The sequence below is a fragment of the Prosthecobacter sp. genome (assembly GCF_014879935.1).
GTDB lineage: Bacteria > Verrucomicrobiota > Verrucomicrobiia > Verrucomicrobiales > Verrucomicrobiaceae > Prosthecobacter.
On sequence record NZ_JACSRD010000093.1, the window covers coordinates 28958 to 48865 of the forward strand.

9 protein-coding genes are annotated in these 19908 nt (G+C 62.6%); 4 read left to right on the forward strand and 5 right to left on the reverse strand.

The genetic code is table 11. The annotated features are described in order from the left end of the window. Positions 1 to 54: 54 nt before the first annotated feature. The 3 genes from IAE77_RS05710 to IAE77_RS05720 all read right to left on the reverse strand — a co-directional run bounded on the left by IAE77_RS05710 (position 55) and on the right by IAE77_RS05720 (position 2818). Positions 55 to 798 carry a putative 4-mercaptohistidine N1-methyltransferase gene (locus IAE77_RS05710; protein ID WP_294223110.1) on the reverse strand — a complete coding sequence of 248 codons (744 nt, stop codon included), beginning with the start codon at positions 796 to 798 and terminating at the stop codon, positions 55 to 57. A gap of 12 nt (positions 799 to 810) precedes the next feature. Beyond that, positions 811 to 1980, reverse strand: coding sequence for an aminopeptidase (locus IAE77_RS05715; protein WP_294223112.1), 1170 nt, complete (start codon positions 1978 to 1980; stop codon positions 811 to 813). An 82-nt stretch (positions 1981 to 2062) separates the two neighbouring features. Further along, positions 2063 to 2818, reverse strand: coding sequence for a TSUP family transporter (locus IAE77_RS05720; RefSeq protein ID WP_294223115.1), 756 nt, complete (start codon positions 2816 to 2818; stop codon positions 2063 to 2065). A 504-nt stretch (positions 2819 to 3322) separates the two neighbouring features. On the opposite strand from IAE77_RS05720, the gene IAE77_RS05725 reads away from it, so the two are divergent. Together IAE77_RS05725 and IAE77_RS05730 are read left to right on the forward strand one after the other, a co-directional pair. Further along, positions 3323 to 3649, forward strand: coding sequence for an ankyrin repeat domain-containing protein (locus IAE77_RS05725; RefSeq protein WP_294223119.1), 327 nt, complete (start codon positions 3323 to 3325; stop codon positions 3647 to 3649). Between the two features lie 14 nt (positions 3650 to 3663). Further along, entirely contained in the window at positions 3664 to 3945 is a 282-nt protein-coding gene (locus tag IAE77_RS05730; protein ID WP_294223122.1) for an ankyrin repeat domain-containing protein, read from the forward strand. A gap of 21 nt (positions 3946 to 3966) precedes the next feature. Here IAE77_RS05730 and IAE77_RS05735 read toward each other — a convergent pair whose 3' ends face one another. Next, positions 3967 to 4977: a sugar phosphate isomerase/epimerase family protein gene (locus IAE77_RS05735; RefSeq protein ID WP_294223125.1), complete on the reverse strand. Its 1011-nt coding sequence runs from the start codon at positions 4975 to 4977 to the stop codon at positions 3967 to 3969. Between the two features lie 91 nt (positions 4978 to 5068). Between IAE77_RS05735 and IAE77_RS05740 the strand changes: the two genes are divergently transcribed. Continuing rightward, complete coding sequence (locus IAE77_RS05740) at positions 5069 to 16360, forward strand: tetratricopeptide repeat protein (RefSeq protein ID WP_294223129.1); 11292 nt, start codon at positions 5069 to 5071, stop codon at positions 16358 to 16360. Between the two features lie 70 nt (positions 16361 to 16430). Then, positions 16431 to 18818: a M1 family metallopeptidase gene (locus IAE77_RS05745; protein ID WP_294223134.1), complete on the forward strand. Its 2388-nt coding sequence runs from the start codon at positions 16431 to 16433 to the stop codon at positions 18816 to 18818. 75 nt (positions 18819 to 18893) lie between these two features. Here IAE77_RS05745 and fbaA read toward each other — a convergent pair whose 3' ends face one another. Continuing rightward, complete coding sequence (gene fbaA / locus IAE77_RS05750; RefSeq protein ID WP_294223136.1) at positions 18894 to 19892, reverse strand: class II fructose-bisphosphate aldolase; 999 nt, start codon at positions 19890 to 19892, stop codon at positions 18894 to 18896. Positions 19893 to 19908: the final 16 nt, after the last annotated feature.

Below are 19908 nucleotides of genomic sequence, written 5' to 3' on the forward strand. Positions count from 1 at the left end.
ACTCCATGCGCTCACAGCGAGCACAAAGACACGCAGCGATCCATCCCGCCCTCCTCAGGCCTCATCCACCTTGCGCCGCCACCTCATGCCCAGCGCCACACTCCACTGATACTTCCTCGCATGTTCACGGATGAGGAATGGCATGTCGCAGGTCTTCGACAGGTCAAAATGCGGCTCCAGCAGGGATGTCAGCCACTCACGGGTCGATCCCTTCGGCCAGTTGCCGCGCGGAGTGAATTCCTCCAGCCACGTGCACGGCGTCGTCAGCAAAAGCTGCCCGCCTGGCCGCACCAGTCTCGGCAGCCGCTCGATCAGCTTGAGTGGATCGGTCAGCCGGCACAGCAGATTCGCCGCATGCACGATGTCATAGTCGCCGAGATCATCGCGCAGGTTCATCGCATCCCCTTGCTCGAAGCGCACGCGATCTCGCCGCAGATTCTCAGGAACGCGTGCCACCAGGGCCGTCCTCGCACTGCCTTCATCCACGCGTTCGTACGCCATCTGCCCTTCATCAGCCAGCTTCGCTGCCGCATCGACAAAACTCTGCGAGTAGTCTATGCCCAGCACGCTCACGCCAAAGTTCGCCAGTTCGAAACTCGACCGCCCTACCGCACAACCGAGATCAAGCGCCACCGCTTCACAGGGCGTGCGTGGCAGATCGATCAGCTCCATCACCGTGCGCACTGGAAAACCCAACGCCTCACGCGGGCCGCTCTCCCACGGCAGCACCTCCGCAGGCGTGCCGTAGTGAAAGAGCAGGTATTCGTCGAGCAGGCGACGGGTTTCGTAGATGTTCATCACGCAGCCTTGTTATTCTGCCGCCAGCGCATCCAACAAATACTTCGACGGCTGGAAGTGCTCGATGAGCACAGTCGTCATGCCATCGCGGTGCATGCGGGCCTGCTTGATGTCAAAGTTCGGCGTCTTGTGCGGCGCGAAGAGGATGTCGTCGTGCGTGGCGTTCTGGTGACGCTTGAACTGCGCAGGTGTGATGTGACCGCCGAGATGATCGTCACGCCCGGTGGCGAGGTGGCAGGTGCCGAGCACTTTCTCGTCCTGGATGTCCGCGCCCGACACCGGAAGCACCTGCGTGCCAAAGCCAAGCTCGCCCAGCACACCGGTCATCGGATCGTCGGCCAGTTTGGCATTGTGAGCGTCGATGGTGGCCTGATTGCCTTCGATCAGCTCCGCTTTGATGATGCTACCACCAGTGACAGTGAGTTTGCCGAGTGTTCCGTCCTCGTATTTCAACGGAAAGGTGCCTTCCGCGCCGGTGGGCACGAAATAGACCTCACCTGCAGGCAGATTCGCGATGTCCGGCGTGTCACCCTGGCAGAGGCCGTGGCTCTTCTGCGCCTCCTGACGATCGAGATCGAGGTGAATCGACATGTCAGGGCCATTTTCCACCGTGAAGTCGATCTCCACCCAGTCGGCACGGGTCATTGCCAGACGCAGTTTCTCAGCATCGCGGCTCACCACTTCATAATCGACAGCCAGTCCGGAATTGAGGATCACATCATTGACGCCATGCAGCGTGGCACCGCGGAAACCGTACTGTTTTGCGAACGCAGTGAGCGGCGCGGTGGCGGAGAACGTCGAGATGCACAGGATGATGTCGTAGTTCGGGTAGATGTCCTTCTCCAGGCTCAGTTCCTTGCCCGTCATATCGACGCAGAGATCCGGCAGATCGAGATTGCTGCCAGTCGTCTGCGTGTAGGCGTAGATCTCTCCGCCTTGGAGCGCCAGTTCTTCAGCCACGCCGTTCTTCAGGCCCAGATGGAAATGCTCGTGCGCACGTTGCTGGATCGCACGCGCCGGATTCTTCAAGAACGCGCAATCCTTCGCCTCCGCCAGATCCGGCAGGTCGATCAAAATGCAGATCTTCCGGCCAAACGTCGGTTTGAACACGGTGCCGAGCAGGCGTGAGAGATCGAATTTCGGAAAACTGCGGCTTTGAGCGGAGGACTGAATGGTTGGCATGGGAGAAATCATCATAGGCAGGGAGGATGTGGGAGGCAATTACGCGCTGTAGATTCGCGCCGGACGCCACAAAATAGGCTCGTTACCTCGCAAACTGATCCCATAGCAGTTTCATCACCATCGCGAACACCACGCAGATGAAGATCACGCGGATGAAGCCCGCGCCATGCTTGATGGCCATGTGCGCACCGAGGCGTCCGCCGATCAACTGTCCAGCGATCATCGCCGCGGCGATTCCATAATTCACACGCGCCGTGACCACGAACACCAGCAGCGAAGCAAGATTGCTCGCGAGATTGACGACCTTCGTGAACGCCGTGGCTCGCGTGAGCTCGAGTCCCAACAGCGACAGGCACGAGATCGTCCAGAACGCGCCGGTGCCGGGACCGAAGAAGCCATCGTAGAATCCGAGCACCGCGCCCACGAGCAGCGAGAACGCAGCCAGGCCGAGACGTGCGTGGGCTCCATGACGGCTCAACCGCGGACTGATCAACACATACACAGCCGCGCCCATCAGCATCCATGGCACGATGTATTTGAGTACCTCATTGCTCACTCGGGTCAGCGTCCAGCTTCCAACAAGGGCGAACACAAACGTCACACCGACCGCCAGACGCACTTGCGGCCACGACACCAGTCCCGCCTTCGCATACTTGCGCACGGCCATCAGCGTTCCCCAGCTCGACTGCATCTTGTTCGTGCCCAGCGCCATCTGCGGCGACAACCCGGCCGCCAGCAAAGCCGGCACGGAGATCAATCCACCGCCACCCGCGATGGCATCAATGAATCCGGCGCTGAGGCCGGCGAAGAACAAAAGTGCAATGATCTCCCAAGACATGCCACGCCTTACCCGAGGAAGCAAAGCGCCTCAATGAAGAACGCTATCGCCAAAAGAGGCGAGGAGTCGGCGGGCATGGTGCAAAAACAGCACGCTCCCGGAAGCGCAGGCTACCAGGAGCTTGAACTGTGACGAGAGACCTGGTCGAGGCACAGGCACCCTGGGGCCATGAACGTCACTGCGACCCAGGATTCTGCCGGCAACGATTCACGGCGTCTCAACAGCGCACGATGACGCCGCAACGGGGAACGGTGACCGTGCGTCGCCAACGCCTGCCCGAGGGACCTGACAGTCGGCTGTCAGGTCGCTGGCACACTTTTCCACACTTGGATGTCCGGGCCCGTAGCCGGCTCATCTTCGGCCGCTTCGCGATCTTCGGCGAAGGTGTGGCCGAAAGCCCGCAGCGCTTCCGTCTGCCCGCAAACACCCACACGTTGCGTGCCGGACCTCATGGACGCATGGTGGCGTGGTGAGACCGCTGAATAAACCGACTTATCATCCTGAATGCAACGCGCCCCACGCTTCTACGAACTCAAAGCCTTGTTCCTCGAACATTGCGAAGCAGCCCTGCGCCTGGTCCAGGCGGACCATTCGCTTCTGGACGTTCGTAGCGGCCTGGGCGAGACGCTGCTGCACTGGTTTGCGATTGAATATCGAGAGGATCTGGTGCGAGCTCTCGCGGATGCTGGCGCGGCCATTGATCCACAGAACAACTTCGGTAACACTCCTTTGTTTGAGGCCGCATTGATGGGGAACGAAGGCATGTGCCGGCTTCTGCTTTCCCTGGGGCGTCTCCTGACACGGCCAACTCCGATGGGGAAAGACCGCTGATCAACGCTGCCAGAATGGGGGTGATGAAGATCTGCAAACTGCTCGTTGAGCATGGAGCGCAGATCGGCGCACGCGGGTTGAACAAGGAAACGGCGGTCAGCGCTGCCGCTATTTCGGGCCAGATTGACGTCTTGACATTCTTTCTCGACCAGCTCGGCCCGGCCTTCGATATCAACACAGTGTTCAGTGATACGGATGCGGACATTGTGCATCAAGTCGGGGGCCACGTCGTATCCCTTCTTAAACCTTTGGGACTCAGATCGCCATTCGAGGAGTTGATGTCGTCGTTGCCATAATGTCTTCCGACGCAGATCAGCTCACGCCTTCCTTCCCAAAATGCGGTCCAGCGAGTCGGAAGTCTGCCAGATCAAGGCTTCCGGGTAATGGGCATACGGGTGGAAGTATTCGAAGGTCAGGAAGCCCTTGTAGCCAGTGTCTGCGAGCGCGTCGGTCACGGCGGGCCAGTTCGTGGTGCCGTCGAGCAGCGGGCGGAAGGTTTCGAGGCTGAAGTCGGTGCCTTTTTTCGTGAACTCCTTCAGGTGGACGTTCTTCGTGCGGTTGCCGAGCACTTTGGCCCAGTGTTCGGGAAACTGGAACATGCTGATGTTGCCGGTGTCGAAATGCACGCGCACCTGCTCGCTGCCAAAGCTGTCCACGAAGGCATTCATCTCCATCGGTGTCATGAGGTAGCCGTTGAAGAAGATGTTTTCGATGTTGAGGCAGACTTTCAGTTTCTCCGCCTGCTTCGCGAGCTGCCCCACGGCCTCGCGGGCCCGCGCATCGCACACGTCATTGGCCACCGGCTCGTGATCCGTGCGCCACGGGATGTGCACCGCCCCAGGAACGACGAGCACGTTCTCCACGCCGAGGTCATGCGCACACTGCGCGATCTTTCCGGCCAGTTCGATGCCTTGCGCACGTTTCGCGGGATCATTGCTCGTCAGCGGATAAGGCCAGAAGAGGAAGGAACACAGCCCGCTGATCTGGATGCCGATCTCGTCGGCCATCTTGCGGATTTTGACATAATCCGCCGTGCCGTGCTTCGGCGAGAGGTCGTTGTCGAGATCGTAGTTCAGCTCAATGCCATCGAATCCGGCGTCCTTCGCGAGTTGCAGGCACTCACGCAGCGTCATGCGCTCCGGATACGGGAAGGCCCAAAGGTTGATCGACTTGAGCATGTCATATTTCTTCGTCGAACCCCGCCGCGCATCCGGCGCTGCGACCGGGGCGGCCTTGGCAGGCTCAAAAGCGAGCGAACTGAGTCCAATGGAGGCGATGGTGGCCTTCAGGGCATCACGACGGGAAAGAGAGTCGGCGGGAGGAGTCATGCGCCGATGCAATCAGAAGGGCTTTGCCGAAGCAAGGCGGTTCTGCGCTTCCGCCTTGTCATCAGGCCCCGGATTCCGCTAAAACGCACTCATGAAATTGCGGCTGCTGGTTGCCTTGCCCCTCCTCCTCTGCCCTGCCCTCGCACAGCAGGCTCCGGTGCCACCGGAGATCTCGAAGTATCACGACCTGCTGCGCAAGCGGCCGCAGGCGGGCACGATCTTCGAGCGCTTTCAGGACGCATGGCTGGCGAATGGCACGCGCGACACGTTGCGTGAGTTTTTGAAGACGAAGGCGGCTGCGCCTGGTGCCACGGCGGCGGATCATCAGCTTCTGGCGCTGTTCTTCGCCCGCCAGGGCGAGGACGCGGCGGTGGTGACGGAACTGGACGCGGCACTGAAGCTGAACGCGACAAATGCGGACGCCTGGCTGGACAAGGCGCGGGCACAGACGCGGCTGCTGGAGTTCGACCGGGCGCTCACGAGCCTGGAAGCGGCGGCGAAGTCGGCCAAGGACGAGAATTTGCGCGTGGAGATCGCCCGGCTGCAAGGTCGGGCGCTGCTGCGGCTGGGACGCAATGACGACGCGCTGAAGCTCTGGCAGGAACTGGCCGCCGGACGGCCGGATGACCTCGATCTGGCGGAGGAAGTGGTCGAATTGATGGCGGACGAGGGCTTGTATGCCGAGGCGGCAAAACAAGCCGAGGCGCTGGTGGCGAAGACGAAGCCCGGCACGGATTTGATGACGCGACGGCTGCGGCTGGGCGACCTGCTGCTGCGTGCGGACAAGCGGGACGAGGCGCTGAAGGTGTTTGAGAGCGTTCTTGAGCAAAGCGGGCAGGATTCCTGGGTGGAAGGCGATGTGCTGTCACGCATCGCGCAGCCGTTCCGCCGAGAGGATGACATCGAAGGCCTGAAGAAACGCCTGGAGGCCCTGCACACGGCGAATCCTTTGCGTCCGGCGATCACGATGGAGCTGGCGGAGGTGCGGGCGGACCTCGGCGAGAAAGATGAGGCGGTGAAGCTGGTCACGGCCCTGCTGGAACGCACGCCCGGCCGCCGTGACTTGCAGGAGCGTTTTGTCGCGATGCTGGAGCGGATGGAGCGCTTTGAAGACGCCACAGCGCAGATGAAGCGGCTCACGGAGCAGCATGCGGATGACAAGGAGTTGCTGGTGCGGCTGGCCACCTTGCAGGAGAAGCTGAAGGACACGAAGTCGGCGCAGGCGACGCTCGACGTGTATTTGAAGAAGGCGGTCGGGAAAGACGCCGTGGCCCCGGAGCATGATTACCTGCGGGTGGCACGGTTGTACGAATCGTGGGAGATGAAGGAGCCGGCGAATGCGACTTACACCGCGCTGGCGGCCGCGCATCCCGACAGCGTTTCGGCGAAGGAGGCGCTGGCGCACTTTCATCATCGGAACGAGGCGCATGACAAGGCGCTCGAAATCTGGAAGGCGCTGATGAAGTCCGGCGGGATCGAGGACGTGCTGCGCGTCGGCCAGGCGCTGCAATCCCACGGCCAGCAGCAGGAGGCGCTGGACCTGCTGCGCACGCGTGAAACCGAGTTTGCGAAACAGCCGCGATTCCTCGCGCAACTTTCCCAACTGGCGACATCCTTGAAGGATCACCCGCAGGCGATGGAGTGGGCACGGCAGAGGCTGGCGCTGATCACGGATCACGCGGCGGTGCCGGAGGCCGTGCGCATGGCGCAAATCACGATTGAAGACGCGGAAGCGGTCAAAACGGTCATCGACGAGCTGCAAAAGCAGGCGGAGGGGCTTTCGATCCCGAACCGCTGCCTGCTGGCGGTCTTGCTGGAGCAAGCCAGCCGTGCGGAGGAGGCTGACCAGGTGCTGCAACGGCCCACAGCGGCCCCGGCGGATCAATTGATGCTCGGAGCACAACGAGCAAAACTGCTGGAGACGCGGCAGGAGTGGGCACGCGCCGCCGGAGTGATCGAGGAGCTGATGAAACTGCCCGGCGGACAGACGAGCGACCATGCGCGGCGGCTGGTGTCGCTGCACCGGCGTGCGCTGGCGAGTGACAAGGCGCTGGCAGTGATTCCCGAGTGGAAGAAGCTTTCTCCCGGTGCGGTGCTACCCTGGCTGGAGGAGTCGGCGATCCATCTGGAGCAGGGCAAGGAGACCGCGTCTCTCGACGTGCTGCGGCAGGCCTCGCGAAAGTTTGCGGATGACCGCCAGGTGCTCACCACGCTGGCGGAGGCGCTGGCACGGTCGGGCCGCACGGATGAGGCACGGCGGGCTTACGTGTCGCTGTATGAACAAACGGAGGACATTCAGACGCGTCTGCGCCTGCTGGCACCGCTGGCGGAGATGTCGCGGGCGGAGGGGCAGCTCGACTCGCTGGTGGAGGAGTTTCAGACGCGGCAGCGGCAGAATCGCGGCAGCGCGGCGCCGTGGATGGCGCTGGCGGAGATTCATCGCAGCGTGAACAACGACGAGGAGCGCCGCCGCTGCCTTTACGAGGCATCGCGACTGCGGCCGAAGGATCTCGCCCTGCTCACCGAGATCGCCCGTTGCGAGGAGGAGTCCGGTTTGACCAAGGAGGCGCTGCGCACCCTGGAAGCGGCGGCCACGCTGGACAAAACGCCGGACACGAAGCAGCGGATCGCACGTCTGATGATCGAATCGGGCGATGACGAGGCGGGTTACCGGCTGCTGTTCGAGCTGGCAGGCGGAAAGGATGCCGACGCCCGCATGCTGGAGAAAATGGCGGACACGATGTGCGAGCACAGCGACTGGGCGCGGGCGATTCGTTTCCTGCAGCCGCTGCTGCCGCAGTTTCCAGACGACTACCGGCTGCGCTATCTCTACGCCACGGCGTTGGAGGAGGAAGGGCGCGATCAGGAGGCCTCGGCGGCCTTCACGGAACTGCTCGGCTTTCATGTGGAGATGCCGGAAGTCAGCGCGGTGCAGTCGCAGCAGATGATCCAGGCGCACGGCCAGATGCCGGGAAGTTTCAGCTTTGGCGAAAACTACCAGCTTCCCGATGGCGCGGCCGAGTGGATGACGATCCCGAGCGTGGCGCAGGCCGCGTATGAGCATCGCAACAAGCAGAGCAATCTGGGCATGGGCTGGGGCGGCCTCAGCCTCGGCCGCGGCATGCTCATCCTGAACGGGCAGTCAGCGTCTGCGACTCCTGCCCTGCCGCATGGCTGGGTGGCCCAGCCGCCGAATGTGACCATGCTCTCGGCGATGGCGCTGTATCACCTCATTGAGATCGGCCAGGCGATGACGGAGGCGAACAAGCAGGCGCTGGCCGCACGCATCAGCGCGGCGGGCGTGCGTGACGCCGCCCTGATCCTGGAGGTGCCGATTTATCAGGGGGCTTTTGGGGTGCCGGTCGAGCTTTTGAATCAACACGCCGACCACGCGGCGCTTCATGCTGTGTGGCTGGTGTCACGCGCCTGGCAGCGCGGACCGGAGGAGGATTCGATCTCCGTCCTGCGGCGTTGCATGACGCTGTTCAAGGATTCCAAGCCGCTGCTGGCCTGGCAGGCCGGTGTGCGAGCGATGATGCTCGGAACGCCGGAAGGCCTGGAGATCGGCCGCGAAGCCATCACGCTGGCAGAGGATTTTCCCGAGGTGGACAGCAGCACGCTCAACGCGCTGACCAATCTGCTCGCTCTCGCGACCAGCGATCCGTCCTACATGGCCAGCTACCACGTGACGCTGCCTGCGGACGTGCTCGACCGCCTGTTCGCACTGGGCCAGCGCTGGAACGAACGCGCGTTTGACGCGATCCTGCGCAAACACGGCTACTGGAGCGGCCAGCAGGTGCTCAGCGCCCTGGCTGCCGCCAAACGCTGGCCGCAACTGGCCGCCGAGATCGAGCGGGAGAACAAACGCACGCTGGAATTCGAGAAGCAGGCCAAAGGCGGCCGCCTGCCAGTGCGTGTCACCTTATCGTCCTACAGCTCCGTCAACGCCACGAGGCTGCAGCCCCAGCCTCTTCAACCCGCATGGACCGGGCTCGATGTCTCCGCTTCGATCGCCAACACGCTCATCAGCCTGCGCAAGGCCGGCAACGGCGGCCACATCGACTACGATGGCGCCGACATGAGCGATCCGGCGGATGAGGACGACGTGCGCACCGGTCTGGAGCAGACGCTTGCCCAATTGAAGACGCCGACCTTGCAGATGCTCATGCACCTGCGCCTTGGCCATCGCGAGGAGGTGGAAAAAGCGGTGAAAGCGATGCTGGAGGCCAAAGATGTGAATGCGGGCCACTGGGAACTGGCCGCGTGGATCGCACAACTTCATCACGACCTGCCCTTGATGGTCGAGCGGCTGCAAAAGGCGGCGCAGCTCGACACCTCGGCCAATTTTGACAATGCCATTCTCCACGCCGCCCAGCGGGGCGACGCGGAGCAGCGGCTCGCGATGCGGGACGCGCTGAAGGCGGCCTTCGCACGACAGAACCGGCCGAACATGCAGAGCTACGAGCTCCAGCAGCTCGTCGGACTGATGCGCACCACCGGATTTGAAAAAGAGGCGGAGGAGCTTCAGGCCCGCGAACTCGCGAAGAACTCCAAACGCGCGTCCGCTTCGGCACAGGCGGCGATCAATCCGTATTCCCGCAACTTCACGCGGAACTCCAGCAACGGCACGCTCAGTCCGCTGGTGGAGAAATTGCTGGCCCAGGGACAGACGGAAACCGCCCACGCCGAGATCCTGCGCACGCTGCGTCCGCTGATCCGTCAATGGCTAGATCCCATGCAGTGGAGCAACATGCGCTACAACATGCGCAACATGGTCGAGCAACTGGAGCGCAAGACCGCGGCAACCGGCTTCGCCAAATGGCTGACGGCACGCACCGCCGCCGGCTGGCGTGAGATGACCGAGGACGCGGCCATCCTGGAGAACCTCTCAGCCACCGACGCGGCGCTCAAACGCTATGAGGATGCCATCCAGCAGCATCCACGGGCCTGGCAGGCGCAGATGCGTGCCGCCACACTGCTGGCAGGCAAAGATCCGGCTGCCGGAGCCCGGGTGCTGACCGGACTGCCCACGGCGGAGATGACACGCTTCGTCCAGCGGCTGGCGCAGGAGAGCTCGCAGTCGGATGAGCAATTCACCTTTGAAAACCGGCTGGCGCTGATCCGCCTGATGACCGCGTGGCTGGAAGCGCAGACCAGCGAGAAGCGCCGCCTGGATCCCGCGCTGTCGAACTTGCTGATGAACCTGCCGCAGTACTTCCAGCGGGAGGAATATCGCGAGCCGACACGCTTTCCCGCGCTGTACAGCATGGCGGAGAGCGGCCAGAAACCCACCGAGGCCGGTCTCAAAGCCCAGCAGCAGCTCCGGGAGGCGCATGACGCCTACTGCACCGCGATGACACGCCATCCCATGCTGGCGGAAGGCGGATTCGCCCCGCTGGCGGGCATGGCCCTTCGCGATGAGGCACCGCTGGAAAAGCTGGAGCAGCAGGCACGGGACATCCTCGGCGCGAAGGGCTGGGTGCAGCGTGCCGCGCCATCCACCCTGTATTGGAACGGCTACTCCAATTCACGCTACGGTGCCCAGAACCAGATCTCCCTGCCGCATCCGGAAGATTTGCTGGTGCTGGCCGCCGCCAGACGCGGGCAGTTCGACAAGATCGACAGCGAGGTCATTCCGCTCATCGAACGGGCCAAGGGGAAGTCGGCCGCACGCCAGGCCCGGGCCTACGCGGAGCTGTTCCGCGCAGGAAGCGACACGTTCACCGCCGCGGCGGAGACCTGGCTGAAAAGCATGTATCCGCAGGCCGATCCGGGCGCGGGCGGCGAGATCGTGCGCATCTGGTCGGAGCGGAAACTCACCGCACCGATCCACGACTTCTTCCTCGAACGCATCAAGAGCCAGCAGGGCCGGGTGAACCCGGAGGAAATCAGCCGTTACGTGCTCACGCTGGAAAACGGCGGCAACATCAAGGAGGCCACCGCCTTTGTCCGTCGTCTGCGGGACCTGTGGCTCGGCGCCACGGCGGAGAAGCGGCAGATCATCTTCGATGCCTTCCGGAAGGAGCGCCAGGCACAGCGCTCCAGTCGTGGCTACTACTTCAGCGGCAATGGGAACCGCGTGCAGGTAATGTATCAATACAACAACCTCCACCAAACCCTGCTGCAGTCCCGCAACGGCAGCCTGGCCGGACTGCCAGTGCTCATCGAGGACGGCATGCTCGACGGACAGGTGTTCGGGCAGGACATCGGCTACCTGCTCATGTCAGACGCGCTGGTCAAAGGCCCCACCGACAAGCTGCTCACCGCGCTCACCACGCTGCACATGCTGGATGACGCGCCCGCCTTCCGTCCGTGGTTCGGAGATTCGCAGGAGATGCGCACCGTCATGGGCCGCCTCATCAATGAGCTGCAAAGCTCCGACAGCAAGGAAGCCGCGCAACGGCTCAAACAAGCGCTGCAAACACGCCCGAAACGCACGTTTGGCAGCGAGCTCATCCTGGCGCTCATGGAGGAAGGCGATCAGGCCCGTGCGGAGGCTGTCGCCAAGTTCATCGGGAGTCATTCTGAAGATCTCGCCAGGCTCACACCTCCGGCATGCGAGGAACTGCACGCGCTTTTCCGCGAGGAGGTGGAACCCTATCCCGGCTATCTGGCCGAGGCCGAGAAAAAGGCCATCACTCCCCTGCTGGAGGCCGAGATGGCCACTCTGACCAAGCTCGGCGACAAGATCCTGGCCGCGCTCACCTGGGATGCCGTCGGCATGGAGGAATATCGGGCGCGCGAAAATCTGCCGCGTGCGCTTTCGGTCATCGCCAGGAAGGACCGGGCCAAGGCGGCGAAGATCCTCGAAGCGGCCGTCCCATTGCTCAAAGGCACGCAGGGCCACATCCAGAACTCCGCCAGCGGCAGCAGCCCGTTGTTCGAGGTGCTGGGCCAGATGGGCCTCGCACCGCAGTTGATGGAGGAGACGATCTCCATCGCCGACCGGGAGAAGATCACCACGCGATGGAACCGCGACTATCAATACTCACTCACAGGCGATGAACGGCTGCGCGATCCCGGCCATGTGCTGGCCATCTTCACCGGCACCCCGTTCGTCGCCGCGGCGGAGCAGTTCCGCTGCCTGCCGCTGGCGGGCAGTTACGAGGCCTCGGCGCTCAATCGCATCGCCGAACAATTGCGCGGCGGCGGCTACAAGAAGGCGCACGATGCCCTGGAGAAGGAACTCAAGGAACGCCAGCCGCAGACCTTCGGGGTGAAGACCACGCTGCTGCTGATGGCAGGCTCCAATTTCCAGGGGGATGCCTACCTGCGGGAGAATCACACGGAATTCGCCAAACTCAGGCCGGAGGAAGCCGACGGGCTGCTGCGCACGCTGGAAAAGCGCAGCTCCAAATACAAAACCCCGGAGAAGCTGCCGCAAGACATCCGCGAGGCACTGCAACCGCTCATCACTGCCCGCGAAAAGATCGAAAATGCACTGGCGGAACGCATTCTCTCCGCCACCAACCTGCAAAGCGTGAACGTCTCCAGCAACGAGACCCAGACGCTCGCCATCATGCTCCGGCGGTTCGCGGCGACAGATGGCGAACTCGCCGGCCGCCTGTTTGAAAAGCTGACGCTGCTGTTCATGGGCGAGTCGCGTCGTCAGACCGGCAACTCCCTCGAACACACGCCGATCGCCTACTGGCTGCGGGAGTGCGCCGGTGTCGCCCCCTTCTTCAGCCGCGCCATGAAGCGTGCGGAAACGGAAGGCCTCAGCTCGGTGCAGGAGTGGATCGACAGCGTGGCAGGTGAGATCTCCCAGAACCGCCAGCTCGAAGATCCGGCCTTTGTCACGACGCTGCTGAAGGGATCGGTCATGCTGGAGGATGAAAGGCTCTTCAACGCCCTGCCGCTGAGCAGCCACAATGACGGCTCGCTGGTGAGCATGGTGCTGCGGCACATCCGTGGCAGGAAGGACGTCGTCGCGGCGGTGACGACGATGTTGAAGGCCGAGAAGCCCGTGTTCGGCGTGCAACTGTGGCTGGCGCTCCTGAATGATGAGCCAGGAAAGGCGCTGCGCGAGTTCGCCACCCGGCACAGCGACCCGATCGCCGCCCTGTCACACACGCCCCTGCTCAGCCTGGCGGCAGTGCTGGAGGAGCAGCTCCCGCCGCTGCCTTTTCAGGCGCGTGAACTGACTGCGCTCGCACCCGTGCTCAAAGTCGCGCAAAAACGCGTTTTTGATCTGGCAGACGCCTACATGGCCGCGCGGGATAGCAACGCTCTTTACCGGCTCTCCAGCAGTTCCAGCAATCATCCGCAGGATGCCTGCCTCATCGCCACCTATGACGCCAGGCGCGGCCTCGAAGTGGCCGGGCACATTTTGAAGATCCAGGATGATCTCGACGCCCAAAACCCTCGCGACCAGCCGGAGCACACCAATGCCGCGCGATTCCTCCAGTATTTGAAGACGGAGCCTGCACTCTGGCCGCTCATGTCCGCCGAGGCGGTCAAACGCAAGCTGGACAGCAACACCAACTGGCGTGGCAGCGCCTTCTGCTCCACGGCGCTGAACAACCACGAGAAGGACGAGGCTTTTGTCATCGCGCTGTTTGAGAGGAGCGGCCTTTTCGGCCCGGCGGAAGGCTACGATCCCCTGCCCGGCCTCGGCGGTCGCGATGATTCCTCCGCGCTGCAAGGCCTGGTCCGCACCTTCTGGCGGGACAGCAGCCGCAAACCGCTCCCGGGCATCTTGCGCAAACACATCGACACCCAGAAGAGCCGCAGCTTTGGCATGGAGCTGGTGCGCTGCCTCGTGGACGAGAACGGTGACAAGGCGGTGGGCGAATTCGTCGCCAAGCATGCGGATGACCTCGTGAAACTGCGCAAGGAGGTTGTCCCGCTCATCGCCGAGGCGCTCGCCATGCGCACGGATGAGTTTGTCGATTATCCGCCAGCCTTGCGTGATCTCATCAAGCAGAAGTCCACCAGCTTTCACGAGATGGTGATGGCCGGGAAGCCCTTCGAGGAGTTCAAACTCGACGTGCGGACCTTCGAAACGGAGTTCCGCGAGGCATTGGCCACATTCCACATGCGCAAGGCCGACTTCAGCGGCGGCGCGACCTTTTTCGACAAGGCGCTGCGGATCATGGAGGCACGCCAGCAGCGCCAGGGCTGGGAGAACGGCCAGTCAAACGGCTGGACGCTGCGCAGCGAGATGCTGTCGAAGATCCTCAACAACGCCCCGGCGAATGTCTTCTGCTTCGGCATGCAGTTGTTTCACGAGGAAGAGTCCGGCCTGCTGGCCTGCAGTGGCTGGCACACGGCGAATGGCTGGGGCCCCTGGATGCGGAACCGCTGGGAGTTCTGGGGCGGCAGAGCGTCCGCCACCGAGGGCATGAACGGCCTCGTGACCGAGATCGCGCGTCATCTGAAGCCCCAACACGCCACACTGCTCGGAATTCCCTTCCACAATCTGCTCACGCGGCTGCAACCCGGCGACGTGAGCGTGATCACGAGCTGGGCGGAGAATGAAAAGGCCGGGGGCGCCCGTGCGGCCATCCTGCGTGAACTGGCGATCTCCGGACGCCTGTTCCTGACCGCCAGCGCCGAAGGTCGCGGGCCGGACGGCACCTGCGAGATCGGTCGCACACCGGTCATCGATCTGCTCATGAAGCATCATCGCACGGCCATCCTGAACGATCAGATCAATCCACGTGTGCGTGTGGCCCTGGCGCACCATCTTTGCCACGTGTGTCCCTTTGCCGTGCCGGATGACCTGGTGAAAAAAGCCGCTCAACTCGCCGCCCGCGAGAACAAGGAGATGCACTGCGTCCACGGCTCACAACTCGCCCACATCGTGCGCCGGTTTGTGCAACTGCCCGTCGATGACGCGTGGAAACGCACCGCCCAGGAGCTGTGGGATGGCTGGACCCGCCGCCAGAGCTTTGCGCAGGAGAAAGCAGGCCGTGGAAACTACTACGGCACGGCCTATGAGCCCACCTTCGCCATGGTGCAGGTCGCCGCCCGTGCGCGGAACGAGCGCTGGCTCACCCAGCTCCTCGACAAGGATGCCGCTTACCTCAAAACGATGCGCACGACCGTCGCGCTGATCGCCACCAGCGGCTGGGAGTCACGCGCGGCGGATTTCCTGACCAAGGAGGCGTCCCATCTGCACGGGTGGAACTCCGGCATCGTGAAATGGGAGCCCGCGTTCGCCAAAAACGCAGCTGCGCTGGCCAAATCCTGCAAAGACCCAGGACTCGCACTGCTGGGTGAGCTGATCGTGGCCGAGTCGCAGAATCATCCGATGCCTTTTGTCCGCGCCTTCAAGGAACCGTCCACCTTTGAAGAACGCATCGCCGCCCTGGCGCCACGCATCGCCAAAACCACGTTCAAGGACGAGGCGCTGCGCGTGTTTGCCGCCACCTTCGTCTCCAACTACGCGCCGCGTGCCGCCGCCGCGCACCTGGGCAGCATTCTCGATGACGCCGCGTCCAGGATCGAGATCGATTCATTCGCCGCGACCGAGGACAATGCCGAACGTGCGGAGACCGCCTACATCCTGAGCGCCGCGATTGCGAAAAGCGCCCTCGCAGGAAATGCCAAGCCCTGGAGCGACGCCTTCCAGACACTCGCTGACATCACGGGCGACAACCTTTACCAGCGGAACTATGCCCGCAACCGGCTGGCAGACGCGCTGGCGGATGCGATCAGCGCCCACTGGCAGGCCGGAGGCAGACGGGAGGCTGCGTTCTGGCAGAAGCTCCTCATGCCATTGATCGATGCCAGTGGCGACAGCCGCTCCGAACACACCGGGCATCTGGTCAGCCTGCTGATGCCTCTGCTGGCGGCATCTGGAGACACGATGCTGGCAGACTGGCGCAAAACGCTGGGCCGCCCGCAACTGAGCACCATCATCGCCGGATTGAATGTGAAGGACGAGGTCTGGCGCAACGCCGGCCGCCTCGCCGGTGATGAAGCGCTGAAAACTCGGCTGCCGCTGGCTTCGCGGCTCAAGTTGGTCGTCCATTTGCTGGCCGATGACGTGATCGCCGGCCGCTATCCGACCACGGTCTTCTCCAAGATCATCGACGAGGGCGTTTTGAGCCGCCGCGAGATCGCGGAGAACGCGGTGGCGCTGCATGCCGCGCTGGCGAAGAAGCAACGGCTCGCAATTACCCTGGCCGAACACGCGTTGGACGCCGGCAAGGCCGAAATCGCCCGCGAGGTGATCGACGCGGCGCTCAAGAGCAAGCCCACACCGACGGCCGATCACGCCTTCGACCTGCTGGAGTTGCGATTCGGCATCGAAGTGCGCGAAAAGCGCAAGCCGCAGGCCACGGAGGCCCTGGCAAAGCTCGAAGGTCATGAAAAGGCGGCGTCAAACACCTTCACCCTGGCCGCTTTGAAGCGTCTGCTGGGCGAAATGAAGTGACGGAGCCTCACCTGATCTTGCGAGCACGCGGGGCTTGCCTTCCGGGCCGGGATTGGGAGAATCGCGGCCCATGAAAGCCTTTCTGCCTGCGTTTTTCGCCCTGCTGTCGATTGCTGCCGCCGAAACCGGCGCACCGGTGCAGAAGTTCCAGCAATTGGATTCCACGATGCCGACGCCCTCGACGGTGAGACTGGCCTCGGGAGCACCGGGGCGTGATTACTGGCAGAACCAGGCCGACTACGACATCAGCGTCGAACTGGACGATGTGAAGCGCACGATCACAGCGGAGGCGACGGTGACTTATCACAACGCGTCGCCGGACACGCTGGAGTATCTGTGGGTGCAACTCGATCAGAACTACCTCTCCCACAACGCCGACTCGCGTGCGGCGCCGAACACGAAGCGCGGGATCGATCCGGGAAAGATCACTTACTCGGCCGTGGACCGGCTGCTGGCCTACGAAGACTACGACGGCGAGATGAAGATCGCCAAGCTGACGGACGCAAAAGGCGAAAAGCTGCCGCATGCGGTGGTGAAGACGATGTTGCGGCTGGATCTGCCGCAACCGCTGGCTCCAGGGGCGGACTTCGTTTTCAACATCGGCTGGAGCTACCCGATCAACGACTGCAAGCGCATAAGCGCCCGCACCGGCTACGAATACTTCGAGGAGGACAAGAACTGCATCTACACCATCGCGCAGTGGTTTCCGCGCATGGCGGCCTACACCGATTACGCGAGCTGGATCAACAAGCAGTTCCTCGGCACGGGCGAGTTCACGCTGGAATTCGGCAACTACACCGTGCGGCTGACCGCACCGGATGACCACATCGTCGGTGCGACGGGCGTGTTGCAGAATCCGGAGGCCGTGTTGACCGAAACTCAGCGTGAACGGCTCAAGAAGGCCCAGGAGGAGACGAAAAAGCCGGTTTTCATCGTCACGCCTGACGAGGCGAGGGCGGCCGAGAAGGGCAAGCCGAAGGGAAAGAAGACCTGGATCTTCAAGGCGGACAACGTGCGTGACTTTGCCTTCGCCTCCTCGCGCAAATTCATCTGGGACGCGATGGCAGTGGAGGGCGCGACGCATCCACCGACGCCGGAGCGCAGAGGCGGCATCTCCGACCGCATGTACCGCCCGCCGGTCATGGCGATGTCACTTTATCCGAAGGAGGGCATGCCGCTGTGGGACAAGTATTCCACACATGCCATCGCGCACACGATCCAGGTGTACTCGAAGTTCACGTTTGATTATCCGTATCCCGTCGCGTGGTCAGTGAACGGTCCGATCGGCGGCATGGAATACCCGATGATCTGCTTCAACGGCCCGCGTCCTGAAAAGGACGGCACCTATCCCGAGCGCACGAAGTATGCGCTCATCGGCGTGGTGATCCATGAAGTCGGCCACAACTGGTTCCCGATGATCGTGAACAGCGACGAACGGCAGTGGACCTGGATGGACGAGGGCCTGAACAGCTTTGTGGAATACCTGGCCGAGGAGGAATGGGAGAACGACTGGAAGCACCGCCGCGACGAGCGTGGCATGGTCAGCTACATGCGCACCACCGACCGTGTGCCGGTGATGACGAACAGCGAAAGCATCGCCGACCTCGGCCCGAACGCCTACGGCCAGCCGACTGCCGCGCTGAACATCCTGCGCGAGCACATTCTGGGCCGCGAGGCCTTCGATCACGCGTTCAAGACCTACGCCCGGCGCTGGATGTTCAAGCGGCCGACGCCGAGCGACTTTTTCCGCACGATGGAGGACGTGACCGGTGTGGATCTCGACTGGTTCTGGCGCGGCTGGTTCTACAGCGTCGATCACGTCGATGTGGCCGTCGAGGAGGTGAAGTGGCTGCAACTCGACACTCGTGATCCTGCCATCGAGAAGAAGAAAAAGAAGCAGGAGGAGGACGAACTGCCCAAAACCACCACGAAGGAGCGCAACTACCCGCTTTCGAAGCGCGTGGACCGTTTTCCCGAACTGAAGGACTTTTACGACAGCTTTGACGAGACCACCGTGCTGCCGAGCGAGAAGAAGAAGTTCGAGGCTCTCATCAAGGAACTCAACGAGGAGGAGATCGACCCGAAGCTCCTGGAGACGAAGCACAACTTCTACTCCATCGAGCTGCGCAACGTCGGCGGGCTCGTCACGCCGGTCATTTTGAAGGCCGAATACACCGACGGCAGCACCGAGGAGATCAAGCTGCCGCCGGAAATCTGGCGCTTCAACACCCAGAGGGCCTCGAAAATGCTGTTCACGAAGAAGGAGCTGAAGTCGATCACCTTCGACCCGCGCCAGGAACTCGTGGACACCGACATCGAGAACAACTTCTGGCCACGCCGCCCGGTGAAGAGCAAATTCCAGCTCTACAAGGACGAGAAGGCCCCGAATCCGATGCGGGAAGTGACGAAGCCGGAGAAGAAGGACGGCGCCGAGGCGAAAGCTGACGCGAAGAAGTGAGAAACCCGAAGAAAAAGGGCCATGCGATGAAGCATGGCCCTCGTGGGATTGTTGACTGGCGAAACGATGTTGGTCTCAGACCGTGCCGAAGATGGTCTTGCCGGTGCTGAGGAGGTCGTTGCAGGCTTCCTTCATGCGGTCGCAGAGGCCCTGCTCGCCCTTTTTGAGGTAGGAGCGGGGGTCGTAGGCTTTCTTGTCGCCGATCTCGCCGTCGATCTTGAGGACACCGTCGTAGTTCTTCATCATGTGGGCCACGATGGGACGCGTGAAGGCGTATTGCGTGTCGGTGTCGATGTTCATCTTGATGACGCCGTAGCCGAGCGTCTCGCGGATTTCTTCGAGAGGCGTGCCGGAACCGCCGTGGAAGACGAGATCCATCTCTGCAGCGGCACCGTGCTTGTCCATGACGGCCTTCTGGCCATCGCGGAGGATGGTGGGCTTGAGTTTGACAGCACCGGGCTTGTAGGAGCCGTGGACGTTGCCAAAGGTGGCGGCGAACATGAAGCGACCGATGCCGTTGAGGGCTTCATAGACGGCGACCATGTCCTCAGGAGTGGTGTAGAGCTTGTCGTTGGCGACGCCGGAGGTGTCGTGACCGTCTTCCTCACCACCGACGACGCCAGCTTCGACTTCGAGGATGATGTCGAGCTCGGCGCACTGCTGGAGGAGATCCTTGGAGACCCTGATGTTCTCTTCGAGGCTGAGTTCGGAGCCGTCGAACATGTGGGAGTTGAAGAGATTGCCTTTGCCAGCCTCGCGACGGGCTTTGGTGGCGGCGAGGAGGGGCTTGAGGAACTTCTCCACGTTCTTCGGGTGGCAGTGGTCGGTGTGGAGGGCGACGAGGACGTTGTACTTCTCCGCCAGGATGTGAACGGCCTCAGCGAGGACGATGGCACCGAGCGCCATGTCCTTGACCGCGGTGCCGGAGGCGAATTCCCCGCCACCGGTGGAGACCTGGATGATGCCGTCCGACTTGGACTCCGCAAAAGCCTTCAGCGCGCCGTTGATGGTGGGCAGCGAGGTGACATTGATCGCTGGGTAGGCATAGCCGCCTTTCTGGGCGGCGTCGAGCATGGCGCGGTATTGGGCG